Raw genomic sequence first — 22,876 nt, 5'->3', positions numbered from 1 at the left:
TACTGATCCTATTCGCGATATGAGATACCAAAGAAGTCAAGGATTTCGTGTGTTGTGCGGTCTTTGACCACCCCGGGAGTGTTGTCGAACGCTCCTCCCGGCCAGTTGTGCTGCCCATTTCCGATGCGGATGTGCTCTAGCGGGGCATCACAATCGTGCCATTTATAACGCACTCCTTCAGTGCCCACTTGGCTTAGTGAAACTTCTTCACTGCAATGGTTGCGTACTGCGTTCTCGTCAAGCATCTGAGGAACAGACTCGTAGGCAGTATCGTGCCTGATTCCGCCCTCGTACTCGATGACGTTGTCGGCGGTTCCGTGGATATCCAATGTTTTCATCGGGATCGACGAGCACTCGTCGGAGACTTTCCAGTAGTACGCCGCCGCCACAGTGGCGATTGCGGTGAATTGTTGTGGGCGCTGGCAGCCAAGATAGGCGGCGAATCCCCCACCGTTGGACAAGCCGGTGGCAAATACGCGTGCATTGTCGATGACATATTCTTGATCCAGCTCAGCGCGAACAGCGTCAACGAATGCAAGATCTTGCTCACCCGTTGTAGTGGCATACGGGGCTGGAGCCCACGCTTGATCTTGACCGTCCAGGTACACGACAATTGCGTGAGCCATGTCCAACCGCGAATAGTGCTGCAAGCGCTTAGCGGGTTCCGCCATCCCATGGAAGGCATAGATAAGCGGATACTTTGTCCCCTCGGAAGCGTCTTTCGGTGCAGTGACGTAGTAGGTGCGACGGAGCCCGCCGGCCTCTACAGCGTGCTTCGTGGTCTCGGATTCGGGGAAAGACGAGGACACGTCTTCCTCCGTGGTGACCAAGGCTTCGTCGTCAGTAGATTCGGCAGCAGTCTCGGCGAAACGGTTGTTGATCGATTCGAGTTCTTCCTCATCGTAGGGAAAACCACACGATGCGACGGTCACGGCAGCCAGTATCAATGTGGCAATGACAGCGCGAATTTTCACTGTGTGTTTCTTCCTTCCTGCCACGCATCCCACATGGTCGCGTATGTTCCGCGTTGATCCACCAGTTCTTGGTGCGTCCCGCATTCGATGATGCGACCGTGCTCCATCACAATCACTTGATCGGCGGCTCGCGCTTGGTCAAGTCTATGGGCGACCACAAGTGCTGCACGATCTCGTGCCACCGTGGCTGCAGCCTTTTCTAGATTACCGGCATTTTTAGATCCTGCCTCTGCGGTCGCCTCGTCCATAATCACCACAGCTGGGTCAAGGAGAAGAATGCGCGCTAGTGCTAACTGCTGTGCTTCAAACGGCTCCAGCTGCATACCCTGAGCTCCCACGACCGTGTCCAAACCATCGGCCAAGTACTCAAACCAAGTTGCCTCGACTGCTCTTAATGCTGTGATCAGCTCTGCATCTGCCGCATTCGGGGCTGCGAGGGTGAGATCGTCGCGAAGTGTTCCCGAGAAGACGTACACGTCTTGGGACACGAGCGCGATGCGGGCAACTCGCTCAGCGTCGGAGAGTTTATGTACGTCGACGCCATCGACACGCACATGGCCTTTGTCGGGGATGCGAAGTCCTGCGGCTAGAGACGCCACGGTGGTTTTCCCCGCGCCGGAGGCACCGACGAGTGCCACAGTTTCACCTGGCGAAATCTGCAAATCAACGTTCTCCACCGCGATGTTCTCGCCTGCCTCATCGTAGGCGAACGTCACGTCGCGCATCTCCACATGCCCTGCAGGATCTGGTGCGCCAAACACTGGCACCGGCTCGGGTGGGTGCGCCGTGACACCGACGATACGGGCCAATGAAGCATATCCAGACTGAATCGTGTCGAGCACTCGCATCACGCCCATGATTGGGCCGCGGATACGAATCAGCATTAACATCGCCGCGGTCACCGCACCCACGCTGAGTGCGCCGGAGGCAACGGTAATGAACGCAACCACAAGGCCCGTCGCAATCGTAAGGAATTCGCCGACCGTCAGCCACACCTGCAATGTGGTCATCGTGGTCCTCGCAGCAAAGCCACGGGTGACTACGGAATAGCTTGCTTCATGGATATTTGCACGTGTGGCGTCTTCCATGCGGAAGGCACGAACAGTTTCGCGTCCATGAATCGCTTCGAGAATTCGGCGGGCTCGTTCCGCCATTGCCGATCGTTCACCGGCATATCGGTCCGGGGCTACGCGCAAGTAGCGACGAGCAGCAAAGAAGTAGACGGGAAACGCTACTAATGGGACGAAGAGGAACTGCCAATCCAAAGCCACTAAGGCGATAGCCGTAGCTACAAGAGTAAATGCGCTGGTGGCTAGGACTGGAATAGTTTCCGTGACTGCTGACGAGAGCTCCGAGACGTCGTCTGTCGAGCGCGACACCAAATCACCTGAGCCAGCCTCTTCCACGCGGTGGACCGGCAATCCTAACGCCGTCCCCACCATGGACTCACGAAGGTTCGCAATGACGCGTTCTGCTACCCGTGAAACTAGGAAGAAGCCCGCAGCGCTAGCGCCAGCGCCGAACACCGCGGCCATGACCAAAGCTCCGGTGGCCCAACCAAGCTCGTAGAAGCCCTGCTTCTCGATCACAATATCCACGATCGAACCAAGAAGTCGCGGCACCATCACGTTGGCATATGCGCCAAGGCTAAGGAGCACTAGCGCGATGAGACCGACTAGTGTCGCGCCGGGCACCGAGCGCACCTGTTTAGATACTTCACGACGAACCTCGCCGACAGTTGCTAGCGGGAAACGCATCTTTACAGTCCTCCTTCCACGGCGTCGGCCACCCTGATCCAGGCAGGTTGTTGTGTGTAGACAACGGTGGGTTTGCCGCGACGCGCCTGCGCAACACGTTCGGTGATGCGTTGTTCGGTAATGGAGTCCACGGCGGTGGTGGGGTCGATCAACACGAGTACCTCAGGGTCTGCGGCAATCGCGCGAGCCAAGGCGACTCTTTGGCGCTGCCCACCAGAAAGTTGGCCACCGTTCTCCCCCACCTCTCGGTCTAGCCCGCCCGGGATGTCATCTGCCGCCGCAACCCACAATGCTTCCTTGACCCGGTCAGAGTCAGCTTGCACGTTGTAGGCCACAGTTCCGCTAAAAAGATCTGCACTGTGGGGCGATACGACAACGCGATCACGTGGCGCTGTGAGGAGAGCGTCAGGGAGCTCCCCGGTGTTCACCGTGATTCCCGGCGCAAGTGCAGGTACCTCGCTGGCCTCGTCGTCAAGTGCGTAGCTTGCGCCGAGGAGCCCCTGGATTCGATTGCCCGATGCTTGTGCAGCCGCCCACCGCGAGGCAATGTTTTTGCCCAGCATTGTCATCGGATGGATGATGAACTGCGTCAGACCCACCACGGTAATCAATTCGCCGATGCTCATCGCGTCGTCTAGTGCGAGGGCGCCGGCGGCGATCGCGATGGCAATGACGTAGAGCGCTCCTGCCGACTCTGTAACGGTGTTCAGTCGGGCTTGGGCTGCGTTGGCATCGACGGTTCGTCGATAAGCTTCGTCGGACACCGCGTTGTAGCGAGAGCGCACTGTACCTACAGCGCCCAAACCCTTGAGCGTGCGCAGCCCCTGTACAACATCTGTCGCAGTGGCCGCGGTCTTCGCAAGAGCGTGCTGGCGTTTGCCCGAAGTCTCGCGCAGTGGCTTCGCGGCGAACAGGGCGATTGCGACAACTGCTGGGCCTCCGAGCAGAATGGCAATTCCGAGCGGGACATGGATCGTCATCACCATCACCGCGACATACAGGATCGATGCCACCTCGGCGACGGGGAACACGGTCATCATGACGGCATCGGCAACGCGCTGCGTGTCACTGGACGCTATCGAAAGTAGTTCGCCGGCGGTCCTTTTCGTTCCTCCAATCCCCCGCGGATGCATAATCCGATCGGTTACGGTCATGCGCAAATCGTGGCCGACTAAAAGTGTCGCGGAGATGAGCAACCGACGCCCGTAATATCCAAAGATAATGTTTGCTGCAAAGACCGCCGCGAGGATGACAATCCACCTGACTAACCGCTGAGCTTCGCTCGGCGCGATGGCATCATCGATAGCCTGGCCCACGATGACCGGAGCGATACCGTTCGTCACAAAAGTTAGCGCCATAAGGATCGCGGCTGGGACGCTGCGTTGCCATTGCGACGTGACGGTCTTGATCAACCAGCGAGGATCGTCATGGGTGGGCAGAGTACTCATGCTGAAATATCTTACGGGTAGATTTGGTTGTGATGACACCAAGCAGTAATCCGCACGATCAACCCTTGCGCGCAGCCAGCTCGAAAGAGGCACCGAGCTTTCGAAACTCCGCGCACCGCGCTCGCTCAGCCGAGGCTTTCAAGCAAGGCGCCGACGTCTACGATGACGTTCGCCCCAGCTATCCGCCCGAGGTCGCCACGCTTGTCGACGACTGCAAGCGCATCACTGACATCGGCGCGGGGACGGGTAAACTCACACAGATTTTGGCACAGCGAGGCAGGGAGCTTTTTGCTTCCGACCTTTCCGCAGACATGACACGCGTGTTGCACCACAGGTTGCCCGCTGTCCCTGTGTGGCGAGCAACAGCGGAAGCGACCGGGTTGTCGTCGGCAAGCATGGATGCCCTGACGTGTGCGCAAACCTGGCATTGGGTGGACGTGGCGGCAGCCAGCGCCGAAGCTGATCGGGTGATTCGGCCCACCGGAAAGCTACTGCTGGTGTGGAACACCCTGGACGTATCTGATGCATGGGTGCTTCGGCTGGCACGCATCATTCATTCCGGTGATATCCAGCGAGAGGGGTTTTATCCCGAGGTACATGCGCCGTGGCAGCTTCGCGACGAACTGCGGACCCGGTGGGTTCAGACTCTCACCACCGACCAGGTGTACGCGCTTGCCCAAACTAGGTCGTACTGGCTGCGCTCCGATGAAAAGATCCGCGCAAGAGTGACGGAGAATCTGCGGTGGTATCTGTTTGACCATTTGGGATTCACCCCTGGCCAAGAGTTACCCATTCCCTACCGCACGGATGCCTTTGTGTATCAGCGAGTTAGCTAGCCGGAATAGTCGATGTCGAAAAACTCTAACGTCTCCGTTGTCGAATCAACTGGCGTTTTATGTAACCAGCTGTGCGAGTTGCTTGCGACCTTCACATGCTCCAAACGCGCGGTTTCACACGCATAAACTTCTCGCTGGACTGTGGCTTCAGCGTCAATAGCTGGCGCTACGTCACATTCATTTAGCTCCGCCGCCTGCTCCAAGACGTCTGGAACAGCCAAGTAGCTGTAGGTTTTGCCACCGGAGCGTCGAGTGTCGCCCTCGTACTCCACCACTGGATCGTGAGCGGCATGGATATTCAGGTAGTCGGTGCCGGGATCGTGGCAATCCTCGACGACTTCCTCGTACATCGCCCCTGACATCGTCGTTATCGCCGAAAACATCCCGGGCCGCTGGCACGAAACATAGCGCACGAACCCGCCGCCGTTCGAGTGGCCAGTGGCCATCATTTGGTCCTGCTCGACGCCATAGGTTTCTTGCGCCCATGTGCTCAGTGCGTCCATAAATGCCAGATCGTCGCCTTGATGGTCCTGGCGGTAGTAGGCCGGAGCCCAGGACTGTTCAATCCCCTCGGGGTAGATGACGATGGCCTGTGACTCGTGCAAGCCGGTCGCGTTGGCAAAGCTCTGCGCGCTGGATCCGCGACCGTGAAAAGCGAAAATAACTGGCAGGTCGCCATTAGAGGCTTCCGGTGAGGCGTAGACGTAAAACTCACGTTCTACCCCGCGTACGGGCACAGTGACGTGTTCAGCCGTGCGAATTGGTCCCATGCTGGATATCGTGAATGGAATTTCAGCCTTGTCCAGCTCTTCTACCTTGGCGCACGAAACCACCGTCGAGCCCAAAACAATGGCTACAACGGTGGCTAGTGTTTTTTGGAGCAAGCGACCCATTGTGTGCAAAAAATGGCCTCTAGCGTTTGCGTCCGCGTCGCTCGCGCACGCGAATCGCGATCCGGACAGGCGTGCCATGGTAGCCAAACTGTTCGCGGAACTTGCGCTCTAGGTAGCGGCGGTAGGACGCGTCCAAAAAGCCGGTGGTAAACAGCACGATTGTTGGCGGGCGGGTCGATGCCATCGTGGCAAACAGAACGCGCGGTAGACGGTTGTTCTTCATCGGCGGTGGGTTTGCCGCGATCGCCTCGCGCAGCCAGTTGTTCAGCTGGCCGGTGGAGATTCGGCGATCCCAGTTGTCCAGTGCCTCAATCATCGCAGGCTCGAGCTTCTGCAATGCGCGGCCTGATTGTGCGGAAATGTTGATCTTGGTCACCCAAGGCAACAAGTTGAGCTGTGCATCGAACTCGCGGTCAAAATAGTACCGGCGATCTTCGTCCATCAGGTCCCACTTGTTAAACGCGATCACCATCGCCTTGCCAGCATCAAGCACCATAGAGATCACGCGCTGATCCTGTTCCGAGATTTCTTCGGAGGCATCGATCATGACAATGCACACCTCGGCCGCCTCAATGGTGTTGTGGGTGCGCAGCGAGGCATAGTACTCGTGGCCCTGTGCAGTCTTGACCTTTTTGCGCAAGCCGGCGGTGTCGATGAACTGCCACAGGCGTTCGTCGAGTTGAATCAACTCATCCACCGGATCCACCGTGGTACCTGCGACATTATCGACGACGGAGCGATCAGAATTCGATAGTTTATTCAGCAAGCTCGACTTGCCCACATTTGGCTTGCCGACGAGTGCTACGCGGCGAGGACCATCTGTAATCGAGTTCTCTGCGCGCGGGTGTTCCGGGAAAACACGCAAAATCTCATCGAGAACGTCCGCGCCACCACGACCGTGCAAAGCAGATACCGGCCATGGATCGCCAAGGCCTAGCGAGTAGAACTCAGCTACATCGCCCCACTGGGACTCTGACTCAAACTTGTTCGCCACCAATATCACGGGAACTTCGGAACGCTTCAAGTTCTCCGCCATCGCGGAGTCGGATTCGGTGATACCCACGTGGGAATCGACAACGAAAACGATGACATCTGCTGTTTGCATCGCCGCTTCCGACTGGCGCGCGATTGCCGCATGGATTCCCTTTGCATCTGGGTCCCAGCCACCAGTGTCTTGCACCCAGAATCGGCGCCCGCCCCAGTCAGCTAGATAAGAAACGCGGTCGCGGGTAACTCCAGGATGGTCTTCCACAACTGCTTCACGACGACCTAAGAAACGGTTAACCAGCGTGGATTTACCAACGTTAGGCCGGCCAACGATGGCAACTGTGGGCAGCGCTTCTTCGACAAAATCAGGACGGGTGATCCCCAGAGATTCCTCGACGCGTTCCCAATCCGCGTCGGTGTAGTCGTCAAAGTTCTCATCGTCGTCGAACTCGAAGCCGTATTCTTCTTCGTCGAAGTCCATGGGTGCCCAGCCGCCACCGGGGTTTTCTACGATTTCATCGGAGTATGCTTCATCGGCGTCGACCTCGTTGCCTGGGCCAAAGGTGTATACGAAGCTGGTCTCTTCGAGGTTGTCGTCTTTGTTGTGCTCAGTCATTAGGCACTCTTTTCGATCAGGCTGATCAACTGGTCAATAACCTGTTCAATCGGCATTTCAGAAGTATCAATGATCTCCGCGTCCTCGGCTGGGCGCAGCGGGGATGTTTCGCGCGAAGAGTCGAGTGCATCGCGTCGCTCGACGTCGGCTAGCACGGTATCAAAATCTACGTCGCGACCGGCAGCACGATCCTGGGCAAAGCGTCGCTGCGCGCGGACCTCAGCCGAGGCGGTGAGGTACGCCTTTGCCGGGGCATTGGCCAGTACAACGGTTCCGATGTCGCGGCCTTCCACGATGGCGCGGTGTGCCTCCCGGGCAAGCTTTCGCTGTAGCGCGACTAGGTTTGCGCGGACTTCTGGGATCGCAGAAACCGCAGACACATTGCGGGTGACCTCTGCTCCTCGGATTTCTTGGGACACGTCCTCGCCACCGAGTAAGACTTCGGTCGAGTCTGGGTCGTCAGAAACGGTTAGCGGTAGCTGGGCCGTTGCTGCGATCACGGCATCGGTATCTGCTGGATCAACACCGGCGCGAAGCACGGCGAGCGTAGCGACGCGGTACATCGCGCCGGTATCCACGTACTTTGCATTGAGCTTCTTGGCCAGCGCGCGACAGGTGGTGGATTTGCCGGTGCCGCTTGGACCATCGACGGCCAGAATGAGGCCGTTATCAGGCATGTTCGTGATCATTACATCCCCACCGCCTTATATAGTGCCGTCAATTCAGAAGAGTTGAGTGCGCGCATGGTGCCCGGTTTCTGCTCGCCCAGCTGCACCGTGTGTACCTTAGTGCGCACTAGTCTCTGGACTGGGTACCCAGCAGCTTTAAACATCCGACGAACGATGTGCTTGCGGCCTTCGTGGATTTCGATGCGTACCAGCGACATGCCTTGGTTTACGTCAACAATCTGGACGTAGTCTGCCTTGGCAATACCGTCGTCGAGCTCGATGCCTTTACGCAGTTGGCGTGTCAGCGTGCCTTTCGCTTCCCCCAGCACGGTAGCCAAGTATGTCTTGGTTACGCCGTACTTCGGGTGGGTCAGCCGGTTCGCTAGCTCTCCGTCGTTAGTAAGCAGCAACAGGCCTTCGGTATCTGCGTCGAGGCGGCCGACGTGGAACAGACGCTGACCCGACGCCACGCGCTCCGAGAGGTAGTCTCCCACGCATGGGCGTCCTTCCTCGTCACTCATCGTGGTGTGTACACCGCGAGGTTTGTTGAACACGAAGTATTCATGCTCTTCATTGACGTTCACGCGCACGCCGTCCACGCGGATGACATCAACGTTCGGGTCAACGCGCATACCTTGCTTGTTGACGATTCTGCCATTCACTTCAACGCGGCCGTTTTCGATCATGACTTCTGCGTGTCGGCGGGATGCAACGCCTGCTTGTGCAAGAACCTTTTGCAGGCGGATCCCCTGTGGCTGGTCACCATCGTCCCACCAGTTGTCTTCCAGTGGGTTCTTCTCCGCCTGTTCGCGACGTTCATTGATATTTACGTTTTGGCGACGAGCGGGTTTCGCGTAGGACAACAGGATTTCTTCGTTCCTTTTGTCCTTGGGGTTGTCTTTTTCCGGTATGCCTTCTCGGCGAGCGGTTGGGGTCACTTTCGTGTCCTTATCTCGATATGCGATTGTTAACCCTGCAGATGCTACCAGGCATCTTCAATGGAATCGACTTCCGGCAGCAAGGGGGCCAGATCTGGCAACCGATCCAAAGAGTCGATTCCCAACAATTCAAGAAACAGCTCGGTTGTCACATAGCGGTGTGCGCCTGTTGCCTCGTCCGGGTCAATTTCGGCGATCAAACCACGCAAAGTCAGCGTGCGCATCACTCCATCCACATTCACGCCACGCACACCGGCAACTTGCGCTCGGGTCACCGGCTGGCGATACGCCACCACCGCGAGAGTTTCCATTGCAGCACGGGACAATCGCGTTTGCGATCCATCCAGCACAAACTTCTCCACGACCTCTGCGTTGTCCGTCCTGGTGTACAGTCGCCAGCCTTCGGCTGTCTCGCGCAGTTCAATTCCGCTGCCACGCTCGTCGAACTCTGCAGCAATCTCGCGCAGTTGCTTATCGACGACCACACGTTCCACTCCCAGCGCCGAGGCCATGGTATCTGCCGTAGCCGGGATGTCAAGCACCAGCAAAATCGACTCGATCTGTGATCTCAACTGCGTCACCATGGGAAGACTCATCTACGCCTCCCCGGTTTCGATCTGATAGCCAGAGTTAGGTCGTCCCCACTCCGACCACGATCCTTCATACACCACTACGTCTTCCCTGCCTGCGAGTGTTGCACCGAGCGCATTAACACACGCGGTGACGCCTGACCCGCACGAGAAAGCTACGTGGTCTCGTCGGGAAGAGCTCGGCGAGCTCTTCGGGTGACTTCCACGTGCCGTCTGATCTGTACACTTCCGTGAATGGAACATTCACCGAGCCGGGAATATGGCCTGAACGCAATCCGGGTCGAGGCTCCTTCACCGCGCCAACAAATCTGTCATGGGAGCGGGCATCCACCACTTGGCGCGAGGTGTTCGCGACACCGGGCGCGTCGATAAGCAAATCCCAGAGCGGTTGAGCAACGATTACGCCACTTTCTGCGTTGCGGGAAGGTGCCTCGGTAGGCAGGCCTGCTCGCTGCCAAGCGCGAAAGCCACCGTCAAGGACACGCACGTCTGTGAGACCGGCTACTCTAGCCAGCCACCACACTCGTGGTGCTGTCGCGCCATCCGAGTCGTACACAACCACGGGCGTGTCGTCGCTAATGCCGTAGGAAGCAAAAACCTCTTGGATGTTACCGGGGACCGTGTGTGGCAATGGGTGATCGGTGTGAGAAAAGTCGTCCTCAAGATCGGCCACGAATGCGCCTGCAATCACTTCGGTAGGTGGCTGTGCCCCCATTGATGCGTGCAAGACTACGGCAGTGTTCAGTGTTTTCAACTCGTCTACTGTAATCAATGGGCTGTTCACGTGGTTCATAGTCTTCAATCCTAGTTATTCCCAGTTTGACGCTGCCACCACGGCGGGATCGACGTCGAGGCCAGTCCAGGAAACGTCTAAGTCGCCGAGCGCGACTTCTTGGTGGGTCTCTACAGCACGTGCCTTATACAGTTCCAGCAACGCGAGAAAGCGCCCCACTACCTCCATGGAGCGGGTGCAGTCACGGGTGAGCGATGCAAAAGAAAGCCAGCTATCTGCCCCGGCCAAACGCAGCGTGTCTAGGATCCTCCCCGCTTGTTCCGGCACGGAAACCTCTACTTGGTGTAGGTGATCGGTGCGTACTTCATCAGGTGCTTTGGGTCGGAACACGCTTGCAGCAAGCTCTGCAAAAGTGGCCGGAGTGTGGCCGAGTCGCACTGGCGGAAGCAGATCTACAAACTGCGGCTCGATCGCCACAGCGCGCGGATAACGGTGCTGTGCGTCTTTCTGCCACTCAGCGAACATGTCTGCGACTTGCTGGTATGCGCGGTATTGCAGGAGTCTCGCGAACAATAGGTCGCGACTTTCGAGCAACTCTAGGTCGTCTTCGCTTTCGACGTCGCCGCGAGGCACCAATCGGGCTGCCTTGAGGTCCAACAAGGTCGCCGCGATGACAAGGAATTCGGTTACTTCATCCAACTCCGCGGTTTCCCCGAGAGCTTTGACGTATGCAATGAATTCGTCGGTAACTTCGGCTAGCGCTACTTCAGTGACATCGAGCTTTTTGGCGCTTATCAAATTGAGCAAGAGGTCAAAGGGCCCCTCGAAGTTGTTTAGCACCAAGGTAAAACCGGTGATTTCCGGCTGGTGGGCATCAGTCGCACTGGGAGTGCTCACGTCTAGCTGGTCCGTTCGATCACTTCGAGTGCCAAGTTGCGGTACTGCTGTGCACCAGGGGAACTTGGTGCCCAAGTAATGATCGGTTCGCCGGCGACGGAAGTCTCAGGGAATCGCACAGTTCGGGTGATGACGGTGTCAAAGACCCGATCACCAAACACCTCGACCACGCGGTTCATCACCTCACGGGCGTGAGAGGTACGACGATCAAACATTGTGACCAAAATGCCCACGATTTCCAGATCAAAGTTGATTCGATCACGGACCTTTTCCACAGTATCGGTCAACAGCGCCAGGCCGCGCAAAGAAAAGTACTCGCACTCCATCGGGATGATCACGCCGTGTGAGCAGGCCAACGCGTTCACAGTGAGCAGGCCAAGAGAGGGCTGACAATCAATAATGATGTAGTCGTACTCGTTGCGTACCGGACGCAGCGCACGTCCTAAGGTTTGCTCGCGGCCTACCTCGTTCACCAGCTGAATCTCCGCCGCAGACAAGTCGATATTCGCAGGCACCAAGTCGAGGCCATTGACGTTTGAGCGCAGGATTGCAGAGTGGATGCTTGAAGTATTGTCCAACATGAGGTCGTAGACAGTGACCTGATCTTCGGCCTGCGCAACGCCCAGCCCCGCAGACAGCGCACCTTGCGGGTCCAAGTCAACCAGCAAGACTTTACGCCCCTGTTCAGCCAAGCAGGCACCCAGATTGATAGAAGAGGTCGTCTTACCCACTCCGCCCTTTTGGTTCACCATCGAGATGATGCGGGCCGGACCGTGTTTTTCCAAAGGGGCTGGCTTCGGAAGCTCCCTGACTGGGCGCCCGGTGAGTCCGAGCTCAATCTCGGAAGCGTCGAACAATCCGTCCTTGCTCACGTCACACCTTCTTCCTTGACTACTTTGGGGCCAAGCTTACACCGTTGTCATTAGCTACAGTAACGCCCGCGCGCAAATGTTCTTCCGTCAAGCATTAACACTTGACGGCATCACTTTGCCCTCCGCCTTCGAGCTACCGCAAGGCCCCCGCCTACAAGCAGTAGCAAACCAAGGCCAACAGCAACATTCGGGCCCGCGCCGATTTCGTCATCATCTGGAAGTTCATTCGCTTCCTCAGTGGCCTCACGGTCGGGACTATGTACCGGTTCGCTTCGTTCATCTGGCACCGCAAGGTCGGCGTTCTTGGCAATAATAACCGCAACATATTCTGCAATTTCATCGTCGCGGATGACCTCGACAATGAAAGGGTTATCGGGAACTTGGCCTTCGGGATACACAAAGGTCACTTGTCGTTCTCCGATATTTGCTTCACGCTGCACATCTTCGATGATTCCTCCGTTGATGTCCAAGTAGCGGAGCTTCAAGTCGTCTTCGTCGATCGCTGCCAAAGGCAACAGTTCATCGATTTTGCTCACCGGCTCTTTTACCGTCAGCGTGTTGGCTTCGATGGTTCCTTCAAGGTGTATTGCTTCGGCCCCTGTTTTTGAGACTGGGGTTGCGGCCCTGCGTTCCGAGTTGCGCGCAGCGCTTTGATCAGCTGATCCCTCGGAAGTACTGTCACCGACTACCGATGGAGAGACAGGTGGCACATTTTCCAGTGCCGGAGCGCTTGCCCACGCCAATGGAGCCGACCCGCTAAGCAGGCCGGCCGCCGCAACGATCGCGTAGAACCTAGAAAATCGCACGAAAACAACCCTCTGCTACGAAGACAATGAGCAAGGCGGAAGTTTACTCTGATGGCTACGAAAAAGTCGCCTGCCCAGAAGGCTTCACCCCTATTGTTATCTGGTTGCGCTTGGTCAACTGCTGATGCAAACAGGAAACGGTCGCGTCCCGCCTGACTACGCACGTGGGTGCGCCATGTGCCAGACTTCGCGCAGATTGTCCGCTGTCACGTGCGTATATATCTGCGTTGTCGTCACCGACGAATGGCCTAACAACTCCTGCACGGTACGCACGTCTGCCCCGCCCTCGAGCAGGTGAGTCGCGAAAGAATGACGCAACGTATGCGGTGAGATTTCTTTGGTTATCCCCGCACGTTCACCAGCATTCTTGATCACCGTCCACGCACTTTGACGCGAGAGCGCACCTCCACGAGTGTTGAGCAATAACGCATGGGACTTGCCCGTGGCAAACATCGGTCGGGCCCGCACCAGATAAGCGTCTATAGCAGACTGAGCGTGTGATCCCACAGGAACGATGCGTTGCTTGTTTCCTTTACCCGTCACAGTCAGAATTCCATCATGATCCGTCATGTCATCCACTGTGAGATCAAGAATCTCGGACACTCGAGCACCCGTACCGTACAGCAACTCAAGCAAAGCTCGATCGCGCAGGCCAATCGGTGTCTCGGTGGGGCAAGACTCCAACAACGCGACCACTTCGTCCACAGTCAAGGTGTCTGGCAGGTGCTGACCGGTCGCCGGAGGTGATACGCTCGCCGCAACATCAGCCGGCACGTACCCTTCCGTCACCGCAAACTTGTGCAGCCCCCGTGCAACAACTAAAGCACGACCGGCAGACGACGCAGCTAAGGGCTTTGCCCCGTCAATGCCACGTCGCAGGTCCTGAACATAAGATTCAACGTCGGACGTGGACACATCGCTTAACGACGACTTGCCGGCCTGATCCAACCAGGTGAGGTACCGTTCAACGTCTCGTCGATAATTGCTCAAAGTGTTGTTGGACAGGCCTCGCTCAACCGCCAAGTGATTGAGCCAGTTGGTTGCTACCTCGTGTGCGTTCACTGGACCTTTTTCATGTCAGGAACAACGCCTTGTGCTTGGCGACGTTGCGCCATCGACTCGGGACGCAACTCAAATGGTGCTTCCACCGGACGTGATGTGGCGCGGCCTTCGACAACTTCGGCTGCAGTCATAATGCCGGCCAATGCGATCGCGTTGTTAATGCGCCCGTCCATCACGGCAGAGCGTGCCTCGTCAAGCGGGACCCACTGAAATTCCATGTCGGCTTCCTCGTCCTGAGCCTCGGGGCGTTCGACCTGGCTAAGACCGCGTGCAAGGAAGATACGCACGGTTTCCTCGCAGAACCCCGGGGAAGTCACAATATCGGTTAGTAGCGTCCATTCGGTGGCTTCCAGCCCAGCTTCTTCGTGTAGCTCCCGACGTGCACATTCAGTCGGGTCCTCGTTGGCAATATCAAGTATGCCCGCGGGGAGCTCCCAGAGACGCTTCCCCACCGAGTGCCGATATTGCTCGACCATGGCAATCCGGTTGTCGTCGTCGAGGGCGACAACTGCCACTGCGCCGAAGTGTTCAACGATTTCCCGTGAGGCGACTCCGCCACCTGGCATCGTGACTTGGTCGCGACGCAACGCGATGATCGGTGAATCTACTAGCAGCTTTGAATCTGTAACTTCAAAAGTATGGCGGGTCATGGTCACTAATGTACTACTTCACAAGTCTCATTCCGCTGCCACAGGTGCTGGCGATGATGCTTCCGCGCTGGCCGCTGCCCCATATGAACCCGACCCGCCGTCGATCTGTTCACGCAGAGCTAAAACCGTGGCCATCTGACCCCAAACCCTATCAACGGAATCAACAGTAGAAACCTTGCCTGCCCCATCAGCGTCAGCGCGCAAGATACCGATTGCGCCGTCGTCCGATGCAGAGTGAATGCGTCCTGCGAGCACTACCGCGTTGCCGCGAGAATCCAAGGCAGTGGCGACGTCGACAAGCATCTTCGCTGCGAAGGAGCCCTCGCCGGCACCGTCAGAGTCACCGCTGACCAAGATGATGCCCTGTGCAGGGCGAATCGTCCCATCCTCGTAGTCAATGTAGCCATCCTCGCGCAGAGTTTGTAAAACCAGTGCACGATCATCGACACTTGCGATCGGCTCACTTGTCTCAGGGTCATACATCAGTGCTGCGCCGAGCGACTCGCCTGCGTGGACACCGGGTGCCATCTTGTCCTCGGAGAGCTGTGCTCCTGCGGGCAGCGTGTTGGCAACGATCGATTTCAGACCATCCGCTTGGTCCTTGTCAAAGAACTTCTCGGTTAATGTGATCTGACCAGAATCCTCCGCACCTGCCTGTTCAACAAAGCGAGCGACCGCCTCTACGTCGGCGGCGTCAGCATCGGCGGTACGAAGGATCAATACTGGGCGTTGGTCGAGAGAACCACCGACAGCGTCCGACGCGAAGTCCGCGATAACACCATCTGCTGCCTCGGCTTGCGCGTCGGCAATCTCTATTGCCTTCTCATCTGCCTCAGATTTCTTCGGCTCAGCGATGTCCGACTCAGAGCTGCCCGGAGCGATTTCAGACGAAGCAGAGTTCGACGAACCCGCCTCCATTGCTGGGGCGAGGACCAAGGTGCCCAATGCGACGCCGCCTGCAATTCCGAATCCCAGGCCGGACAAGAGCCAACCGGCTCGGCCTGATTTACGTGACGCCATGAAACATCACCCTCTCTTTCGAGCTACTTAAACCAGCTTTGAACTGTGAGTGCGATGTTGTTCCACGTATCGATGAGGTTGTCGGTAAACGAGGCATCTCCCCCTAATCCGACGATCACGATAATGGCGGCCAAAGCCACCAGGAGCCCCAGAATTGCCCACGCCCACGCAACTGCGCGGCTGGAACCGACGTTGTACAGCGATTCGATCATGTCGGAATCGATGATGCGACCACCGCCCTTCAGCCATGTGAGCAACGACGCGGGAGTTGCGTCCTCGCGGTGGGCGAAAATGGCATCCAGATCGACACGGTCCCCAACTGTAACGATCATTTGGGCGTCGTGGAATACGGCGAGCAACAGTGCCAAATCAGTTGGGTTCTCTAGTGCCGAAGGAAAGGTCATGGCACCGACACCCAGATCCTGAATACGCTCCAAACCTGGTGCGTGGCCGTCAGGATCCGCAGGCAAGATCACGCGCGCATCGCTTCGCAGGTTATCCGCCTCAACTTCCTCCGGATTACTGACGATAAAGTCTGGCTTATAGCCCATTTTTGCGAGCGTGTCAGCGGCGGACGACACTCCAATGATCACAGGCTCATACTCACGAATGAAATTGCGAAGACGATCAAGTCGCTCACGGTGGCCATCCGTTGGAGAAACGACGAGAACTTTCTTGCCTGCTAGGTCGTCGCCAACGTCGGGCACACCGACTCCGTCGATGAGCAGCGGCGCTTCCGAATGGATGAACTCAATCGTGTTCCCAAAATAGGCTTCCATGTGATCAACCAGGTTGCGCTGCGCATCGTTGAACGTCGCATCGGCGTCCTCGCGCTGCACCACTGTTCCCGCGCCGGCCCGTTTGGTTCCAATGAAGACTTCCCCGTCTTCGGTAACGGAGCCCTTTTTGCCGTCACGCAGTTGCTCGCGAAGCTCAGATCCTGCCGCCTCCACAAGCGGGATGTTCGCGTCGAGAAGCATGTGCGGGCCGTAATTAGGGATCGCTCCGGTAGAAAACTCAGCAAGGTTCACCACTGCTGCAGGCTTGGCGTCGAGCAGCAGCTGGGCTTCACGGCGGCCAAGGTCAGGGGAATCGATTACGGCGATATCGCCTTCGGCAAGGCGTTTGAGGCCTTTTCCCTGGGGGGTGCAGTCGCGCAAGGTACCGTGCAGGCCGGGCTGATCGGAGGTGCGGGAGAACAGACTCATATCGCCTATTCTTGCCGGTAGTCGGCAAAAGGTGGTGAAGGCGCGCGGGAAACTTACCCTCGCATCTTTCCTACCTCGTCTTGGGCGCGCTGCATTAATTCTTGTGCGTGGGCTCGCCCGGTTTCCGTATCATCTAATCCCGCGAGCATCCGTGCGAGCTCCTCCACCCGCTGATTTGGAGTCAAGGCCGTAACTCCAGACGTCACAGAATCATCTCCCACGTTTTTTGATACGTGCAGATGAGTATCCGCATACGCTGCAACCTGAGGCAAGTGCGTTACGACGATCACCTGGTTGTTCGTTGCCAAGCGGGCCAGTCGGCGGCCAATCTCTACTGCGGCCCGGCCACCAACACCAGCGTCAACCTCGTCGAAAACCAGCGTTGTCCCAGCTGTTGTTGCAGACAGGACAACTTCCAAAGCGAGCATCACGCGGGAAAGTTCACCACCGGACGCGCTAGACGCGAGTGGTTTCGCATCCATAGTGTCGTTTGGCGCCAGTCGCATTTCGATGAGGTCTTGGCCTTCTGGGCCAAAGTTTTGCTTATCGACGACAACCGATAGTCGAGCTTTTGGCATCGCGAGTCCGCGCAACTCCTCGGTGACAGCCTCGGAAAGGCGCGACGCAGCAGCGCCACGCGCCTTGGATAGCGCGTTCGCCTTGGAGATCACCACCTTTTCTGCCTCTGCAACCTGTTTCTTGAGCTCCTCCAACGCCTCTGCGGACGTATCGATTTTCGCGAGGCGCTTCTCGGCCTTGGCCCGCCAGGCGACCACTCCCGCCGCATCCGGGGCATACTTCTTAGTCAGTGACTTCAGGTCTTGTTGGCGTTGCAGCATCTGGTCAAGTGCAGCTGGGTCGCTTGGAAGATCTGCAAGGTAACTTCCCAATTCGGCGGCAACCTCGGACAGAATATTTGTGGCTTGCGACAGCTGCGTTCCCAAAGCCTGGAGTTCCTCGTCGCTGGAGGTACTCAATGCGGATTCAGCCTGCCCCACCAAGGTGGAGGCTGCATCATTGGAGTCATAACTCCCATAGTCCTCACCGCCGTCTATCGCCACGAGTGCAGTTTCAGCTGCTTCACGCAACGCGTCAACGTCTTGCAGACGGCGAATACCAGTTAACAGCTGCTCATCCTCGCCAGCTTCAGGCGCGACGGCGTCGATTTCCTCTAGTGCGAACTGCAGTCGATCCACTTCTTGCGCAAGCTCACGACGCTTTTCAGTGCGTTCCTTGAGGTCTTTCGCCAGTGAGCGCCATGTCTTCCACGCCCCCCGGTACGCCTCACGCTTGGGTGCGATGGAAGTGTCAAATCGATCGAGTGCAGCAAGCTGCTCTTCCGGCGCAAGCAAACGTAGTTGGTCATTTTGGCCGTGGATCGTAAGTAAAAGCTGGGAGAAATCTGCAAGAGTCGCCGCCGGAACACTCCGACCAGCGAGGTGAGCTCGTGACCGGCCAGTGGACTTAACAGATCGCGAAACGAGATACTCGCCGTTTTCATCCGCTTGACCACCTGTGGTGTCCACAATGTCGTCGACAAGCAACTTTGCCTCAGCGGCGAGTGCTTCAGTGCTAAAGCTACCTTCAACAACCGCTTGGTCCGCACCGGTTCGAACTCGGGATGCGTCTGCACGTCCACCTGTTAACAGGCGGAGACCGGTAACAACCATCGTCTTACCCGCTCCGGTCTCACCGGTGAGAACCGTCAACCCCTCGGATAGCTCCGCTGATGCGTGTGGGATGACACCAAGGTTGGTGATAGCGATTTCTTGCAGCATATAAGCTCCTTACTTCTTCGGAGCCGGTCCGCGCCACCCCTCCACGGGGAGACGGAATTTTTGCACCAAACGGTCAGTGAACGGCGCGTCGTCAAGACGTACCCAGCGCACAGGGCGTGCACCTCGAACAACTTCCACACGAGATCCAGGTGGCATCGCGATGGGCCGGAATCCATCGAGTACCGCCATAGCTGGTGATGTAGTCGAATGCGATTCAACCGCCACCATGGATTGCGGCGCGACTACAAGCGGTTTAGCAAACAAGGCGTGGGCATTATTCAAAACAACCAAGATGGCATCCAGCTCGGGCCACATTACTGGGCCGCCCGCGGAAAACGCATAAGCGGTAGAACCGGTTGGAGTGGAAATCAACACGCCGTCGCAGCCAAAGGAAGACACGGGGCGCTTGTCTACTTCAAGGGAAGCATCAAGGACACCGCGACGATTGAGGTTTTCTACGCTAACTTCATTCAGCGCCCAACCGGTACCCAGCACATCACCCGTATCTGACATGACCGTGACATCAATGGTCATGCGGTCTTCGACGCGGTAGGACTTTTCGATGACGCGATTGATAGCGGTTTCGAGGCTCTCGGCTTCCCACTCCGCCAAAAATCCGACGTGTCCAAGGTTGATGCCGAGCACCGGAATATCCTGTGCGTGTGCCATGTCGGCTGCGCGCAAAAACGTTCCGTCTCCGCCGAGTACTAGGACTAGCTCGCAACCATCGGCGGCTTCCGGACCATGTGATACACGATCAAGGCCAGCCAGCACCGGAAACGCGTTGATCGGGGCGCGATCAAGTTGATCAAGCAGGCGAACATTGATGCCTGCGTTGTGAAGGAGCTCTGCGGTGCGAGCCGCCGCCTCAAGATTTCCAGCGCGACTTGTATGCGGCACGAGAAGAATCTCACGTTGTAGTGTTGCCGTCATCGACTAAGGTCCTTCCTCCACTGCCTGCACAATCATCGCGGTGAGTTCTTCCTCCGACGGCGCGCTTGATCCGCCGTCCTTCACCAGCCATAAAAAGTATTCTACGTTGCCGCTTGGTCCCGGCAGCGGCGATGCTACGACACCACGACAGCTCAAGCCTAGACCAGCCGCGAACCGCGCAACGTCTTCGGTCACTTCGGCTCGCAATTCGTTAGACCTGACCACGCCACCATGTCCGAGCCTGTCCTTGCCAACCTCAAACTGAGGCTTCACCATCGGCAACAAATCAGCTCCGTCAGCCATGCACTCGGCTATGGCAGGCAACACTAGCTTTAGAGAAATGAAAGACAAATCCCCCACCATCAAGTCGGCGGGCCCATTCATCATGTCTTGGGTGAGGTTTCGGATATTGGTGCGGTCAAGCACCACCACACGGTCGTCGTTTTGCAACCGCCAGATCAGTTGTCCATATCCAACATCAACGGCCACGACCTCTTTGGCTTCGCGGGAAAGTAGCACATCAGTGAAGCCACCAGTGGAAGCACCTGCATCGAGCGCACGCTTGCCGGCTACTGTGAGCCCGAGGGGTTCAAAGGCTTGGAGGGCGCCAAGGAGTTTGTGAGCGCCACGCGATGCCCATTCGTCATCCAAATCCCCAGACACTTTGATTGAGACATCCGGCTCGACCACGGTAGCGGGCTTTTTGGCAACAAAACCTCCAACAGACACTCGGCCGCCCTTGATCCATTCGGCCGCCTGTTCTCGTGATCGCGCAATCTTGCGTCGCACGAGCTCGGCATCAAGTCTGCGTCGTCCTGGAGCCACGTAGTTGTGCCTTTCCGTTAGTTAACGATTGTGTAATCTAGCCTTCTTGCAATGCATTGTGCAAAGCAGTGTGTGCCTGCGACAACTGTTCAACCTCTTCGGCCAAAGAATCATTTGTCCGAGATAGGATCTCATCGATTTGGCGAGTTAGTTCTTCAGGACTCACACTCGTCGAGCGTGGGTCGTGTGGTTTCGGACCCGACATGTCTACCACCAGTTGGCGGTCGCAGCTTCTGCTGCGGCCGACATCGGCCGAATGTACTCAGGTGCCTCCGGCATCGCCCAGGCGACGTTGAGAACAGTCCGCAATGCCTCGATGCTTGTCGACGACTCATCGCCACGTTCCAACAGCAAATCGTCGCCGTTGACCCGAGCGGTAAATCCGCCTTGGGCACCTGGAACGAGTGTTGAGGCCTCCGCACTTAGCGCCGACATATCTTCGGCGATGAATGTCGGACGATACTCTACTGGTGCCTCAATCAGTTCTAGTGGTCCGGAAACGCCAGTGAGCACGTGCAAAACATCCATCTTGGCTGCAACTCCACCCGCAATATCAGTATTCAGTCGATCTCCGACGACAAGAGGGCGCTTCGATTCGAGCAAGGTGGCAGCCTGATGGAACATTGCTGGTTCGGGCTTGCCTGCAGATGCTGGTCGAACTCCAGTTGCCGAAGTAACCGCAGCTACCATAGAGCCATTTCCAATATAGAGGCCACGCTCCATTGGCAGCGTCGAGTCAAGGTTAGAGGCTAGATAGATCGCACCCCGTTGAATCGACAGCGCAGCCTCAGAAAGTTGGGCCCAACCGGTCTCCGGATAATGGCCGTGCAGCACAACCTTAGGATTCTCATCGGCTGAATCCACGACCAAGTATCCTGCCTGAGCCACCAAGTCCTTGAAAGAGGGCGCACCTACGATCAGAACGGGATCGCCTGGTTGCAAATACTCGCCAGCCATTGTGATGGCTGCCTGTGCCGAAGTGAGTACGTTCTCGGGCTCGACTGGAAGACCAATCGCTTTGAGCTTCTCCGATACCTCATCTGGTCCGCGTGAGGCATTGTTGGTGACATAGACAGCCGGGAGTTGAGAAGCATTAATAGCCTCCACGGCTCCAGGTATTGCCTCTCCACCTGCCCAGACGGTTCCGTCTAGGTCCAAAAGAAGAGAATCGTAATCTGAGATGAGGGTCATGAGTACGACTTTAGCCCAGCTCTTCGACACGCTGTGCAGCGTCGGTCAGTTCCTCTACGTCAATCTTTGCCACGTGTGTAAACCAGCCCTTTGCCTCGTCGACGCGATTGACAGCCAAAAGCGCATCTGCATATGCGTAGGCCAACCGCATCTGGCTGATATCGTTCGACTCCATGGTTGGCTGCAGCTTCTGCAGTGTGGCTACAGCGGCCTCGTCCTGGCCCAAATCGCGACGCGCACCAGCAACTACAATGCCTAGCTCGATGCGCGATGCAGGGTCCAATTCTCGGGCCTCTGGGCTACGAAAGAGTTCAATGGCCTTTTCAGGGCGCCCGAGACCACGCTCGCAATCGGCCATGACCGAAAGAAGACCGGGGCCTCCCATCATCCGTCGAGCGGCCCGAAGTTCAGCCAAAGCTTCCTTCCACTCGCCCGCATGGTATGCAGCGATGCCGTTCATCTCGCGAGCCACTCCTACACGACCCGCTCGATTCTTGGCAGCACGAGCATGACGCAACGCCAAGTCAGGGTCATCCTCGATCAACGTTGCCGACATAATCATGTGTTGGGCCACGCGTTCCGCATTATCCTTCGACAGAACCTTCAGGTCTTGGATAACCATCGGATCCAGGTCATTGATGTCAACATCGGATGGAATATCCGGCTCATCGGCTTTTTGCGCCATTCGATCCTCGCGAAAGCCCTGACGTTGCGGGGTCGAGCGATCATGACGAATCTTCCGCTCATCGCGACGGTTATCGTCCCAGCCACGCTTGGGGCCTGCTGAGTGGCCTCGACCCTGGCTTTGCGACGAGCCGCCCCGGCGATCACGGTCACGGTCTCCGTATTCGCGGCGGGGTTTTCTGTCTGAGTTCTCGCGTCGACGATCGTCGCTCATGTTCAAAGGACCTTTCACCTTGTTTGGTTTGCGCTCGTCTAGTTACATCTAGACTATGCGAACGCAAAAAGGAGCGTGGTTTATTGAGGAGTGTCAAAACTCGACTCAATAAACCACGCTCCTACTTTCACTCTTAAATTTTTAGGCCGGCGGTAACTTACTCTCCCACACCCTCCCAGGTGCAGTACCATCAGCGCGGGCGGGCTTAGCTTCCGGGTTCGGAATGGGACCGGGCGTTTCCCCGCCGCCATCAACCACCGACACACCTAACACGGCACATCGATCAATCCAGCGAA

General features: G+C 57.2%; 22 protein-coding genes and 1 rRNA gene. 1 reads left to right on the top strand and 22 read right to left on the bottom strand.

Features of this window, described 5'->3' with window-relative positions:
• Positions 1–8: 8 nt before the first annotated feature.
• Genes QP027_RS05280 through QP027_RS05270 form a run of 3 tightly spaced genes read right to left on the bottom strand, consistent with a single transcriptional unit; the run spans position 9 to position 4,179 of the window.
• Complete coding sequence (locus QP027_RS05280; protein ID WP_284826574.1) at positions 9–974, bottom strand: CE1 family esterase; 966 nt, start codon at positions 972–974, stop codon at positions 9–11.
• Positions 971–2,731 (bottom strand): ABC transporter ATP-binding protein, encoded by a 1,761-nt coding sequence (locus tag QP027_RS05275; RefSeq protein ID WP_284826571.1) that lies wholly within the window; start codon positions 2,729–2,731, stop codon positions 971–973. Before QP027_RS05275 ends, QP027_RS05280 begins: the two co-directional genes overlap by 4 nt.
• 2 nt (positions 2,732–2,733) lie before the next feature.
• Positions 2,734–4,179, bottom strand: a complete 1,446-nt coding sequence (locus QP027_RS05270) for an ABC transporter transmembrane domain-containing protein (RefSeq protein WP_284826570.1) — start codon at positions 4,177–4,179, stop codon at positions 2,734–2,736.
• 32 nt (positions 4,180–4,211) lie between these two features.
• Here QP027_RS05270 and QP027_RS05265 point away from each other — a divergent pair, with 32 nt between their 5' ends.
• Positions 4,212–5,015 carry a class I SAM-dependent methyltransferase gene (locus QP027_RS05265; RefSeq protein ID WP_284826569.1) on the top strand — a complete coding sequence of 268 codons (804 nt, stop codon included), beginning with the start codon at positions 4,212–4,214 and terminating at the stop codon, positions 5,013–5,015.
• On the opposite strand, the gene QP027_RS05260 is transcribed toward QP027_RS05265, so the two are convergent.
• From QP027_RS05260 to rrf, 19 genes are all read right to left on the bottom strand, one after another.
• Complete coding sequence (locus tag QP027_RS05260) at positions 5,012–5,899, bottom strand: CE1 family esterase (protein WP_284826568.1); 888 nt, start codon at positions 5,897–5,899, stop codon at positions 5,012–5,014. The genes QP027_RS05265 and QP027_RS05260 overlap by 4 nt on opposite strands.
• Before the next feature lie 28 nt (positions 5,900–5,927).
• On the bottom strand, positions 5,928–7,511 hold the full coding sequence (der, locus tag QP027_RS05255) for a ribosome biogenesis GTPase Der (RefSeq protein WP_284826566.1): 1,584 nt from the start codon (positions 7,509–7,511) through the stop codon (positions 5,928–5,930).
• Positions 7,511–8,200, bottom strand: a complete 690-nt coding sequence (cmk, locus tag QP027_RS05250) for a (d)CMP kinase (RefSeq protein WP_284826564.1) — start codon at positions 8,198–8,200, stop codon at positions 7,511–7,513. The genes der and cmk overlap by 1 nt, the downstream gene beginning before the upstream one ends.
• Positions 8,200–9,117, bottom strand: a complete 918-nt coding sequence (locus tag QP027_RS05245) for a pseudouridine synthase (protein WP_284826562.1) — start codon at positions 9,115–9,117, stop codon at positions 8,200–8,202. The genes cmk and QP027_RS05245 overlap by 1 nt, the downstream gene beginning before the upstream one ends.
• Positions 9,118–9,161: 44 nt before the next feature.
• Positions 9,162–9,713 carry an SMC-Scp complex subunit ScpB gene (scpB, locus tag QP027_RS05240; RefSeq protein WP_284826560.1) on the bottom strand — a complete coding sequence of 184 codons (552 nt, stop codon included), beginning with the start codon at positions 9,711–9,713 and terminating at the stop codon, positions 9,162–9,164.
• 112 nt (positions 9,714–9,825) lie between these two features.
• On the bottom strand, positions 9,826–10,500 hold the full coding sequence (locus QP027_RS12390; RefSeq protein WP_284826558.1) for a sulfurtransferase: 675 nt from the start codon (positions 10,498–10,500) through the stop codon (positions 9,826–9,828).
• 15 nt (positions 10,501–10,515) lie between these two features.
• A complete protein-coding gene (locus QP027_RS05230) occupies positions 10,516–11,337 on the bottom strand; it encodes a segregation and condensation protein A (RefSeq protein ID WP_284826556.1) in 822 nt (273 codons plus the stop codon).
• A 2-nt stretch (positions 11,338–11,339) separates the two neighbouring features.
• On the bottom strand, positions 11,340–12,209 hold the full coding sequence (locus tag QP027_RS05225; RefSeq protein WP_284826555.1) for a ParA family protein: 870 nt from the start codon (positions 12,207–12,209) through the stop codon (positions 11,340–11,342).
• Between the two features lie 110 nt (positions 12,210–12,319).
• Positions 12,320–13,015: a hypothetical protein gene (locus QP027_RS05220; RefSeq protein ID WP_284826554.1), complete on the bottom strand. Its 696-nt coding sequence runs from the start codon at positions 13,013–13,015 to the stop codon at positions 12,320–12,322.
• Positions 13,016–13,171: 156 nt separating this feature from the next.
• Positions 13,172–14,077, bottom strand: coding sequence for a site-specific tyrosine recombinase XerD (gene xerD / locus QP027_RS05215; protein ID WP_284826553.1), 906 nt, complete (start codon positions 14,075–14,077; stop codon positions 13,172–13,174).
• The gene (locus QP027_RS05210; protein WP_284826551.1) at positions 14,074–14,727 is read right to left on the bottom strand and encodes an NUDIX domain-containing protein; all 654 of its coding nucleotides are present in this window, start codon (positions 14,725–14,727) and stop codon (positions 14,074–14,076) included. Before QP027_RS05210 ends, xerD begins: the two co-directional genes overlap by 4 nt.
• A 27-nt stretch (positions 14,728–14,754) precedes the next feature.
• Positions 14,755–15,747, bottom strand: coding sequence for a copper transporter (locus QP027_RS05205; protein WP_284826550.1), 993 nt, complete (start codon positions 15,745–15,747; stop codon positions 14,755–14,757).
• A 23-nt stretch (positions 15,748–15,770) separates the two neighbouring features.
• Positions 15,771–16,955, bottom strand: coding sequence for a putative cytokinetic ring protein SteA (steA, locus tag QP027_RS05200; RefSeq protein WP_284826548.1), 1,185 nt, complete (start codon positions 16,953–16,955; stop codon positions 15,771–15,773).
• 53 nt (positions 16,956–17,008) lie between these two features.
• Positions 17,009–18,733, bottom strand: coding sequence for a DNA repair protein RecN (gene recN, locus QP027_RS05195; protein WP_284826547.1), 1,725 nt, complete (start codon positions 18,731–18,733; stop codon positions 17,009–17,011).
• Between the two features lie 9 nt (positions 18,734–18,742).
• Positions 18,743–19,666, bottom strand: a complete 924-nt coding sequence (locus QP027_RS05190; protein WP_284826546.1) for an NAD kinase — start codon at positions 19,664–19,666, stop codon at positions 18,743–18,745.
• 3 nt (positions 19,667–19,669) lie between these two features.
• Positions 19,670–20,491 carry a TlyA family RNA methyltransferase gene (locus tag QP027_RS05185; RefSeq protein WP_284826544.1) on the bottom strand — a complete coding sequence of 274 codons (822 nt, stop codon included), beginning with the start codon at positions 20,489–20,491 and terminating at the stop codon, positions 19,670–19,672.
• Between the two features lie 207 nt (positions 20,492–20,698).
• Positions 20,699–21,682 carry an HAD-IIA family hydrolase gene (locus QP027_RS05180; protein WP_284826543.1) on the bottom strand — a complete coding sequence of 328 codons (984 nt, stop codon included), beginning with the start codon at positions 21,680–21,682 and terminating at the stop codon, positions 20,699–20,701.
• A 10-nt stretch (positions 21,683–21,692) separates the two neighbouring features.
• Positions 21,693–22,580, bottom strand: a complete 888-nt coding sequence (locus tag QP027_RS05175; RefSeq protein ID WP_284826542.1) for a tetratricopeptide repeat protein — start codon at positions 22,578–22,580, stop codon at positions 21,693–21,695.
• A 144-nt stretch (positions 22,581–22,724) separates the two neighbouring features.
• Positions 22,725–22,842, bottom strand: a 5S ribosomal RNA gene (gene rrf / locus QP027_RS05170).
• Positions 22,843–22,876: the final 34 nt, after the last annotated feature.

The organism is Corynebacterium breve, from assembly GCF_030252165.1.
Taxonomy (GTDB): domain Bacteria; phylum Actinomycetota; class Actinomycetes; order Mycobacteriales; family Mycobacteriaceae; genus Corynebacterium; species Corynebacterium breve.
The sequence above is the reverse complement of the archived record's forward strand: the minus strand, read 5'-3'. Positions and strand labels throughout refer to the sequence as shown.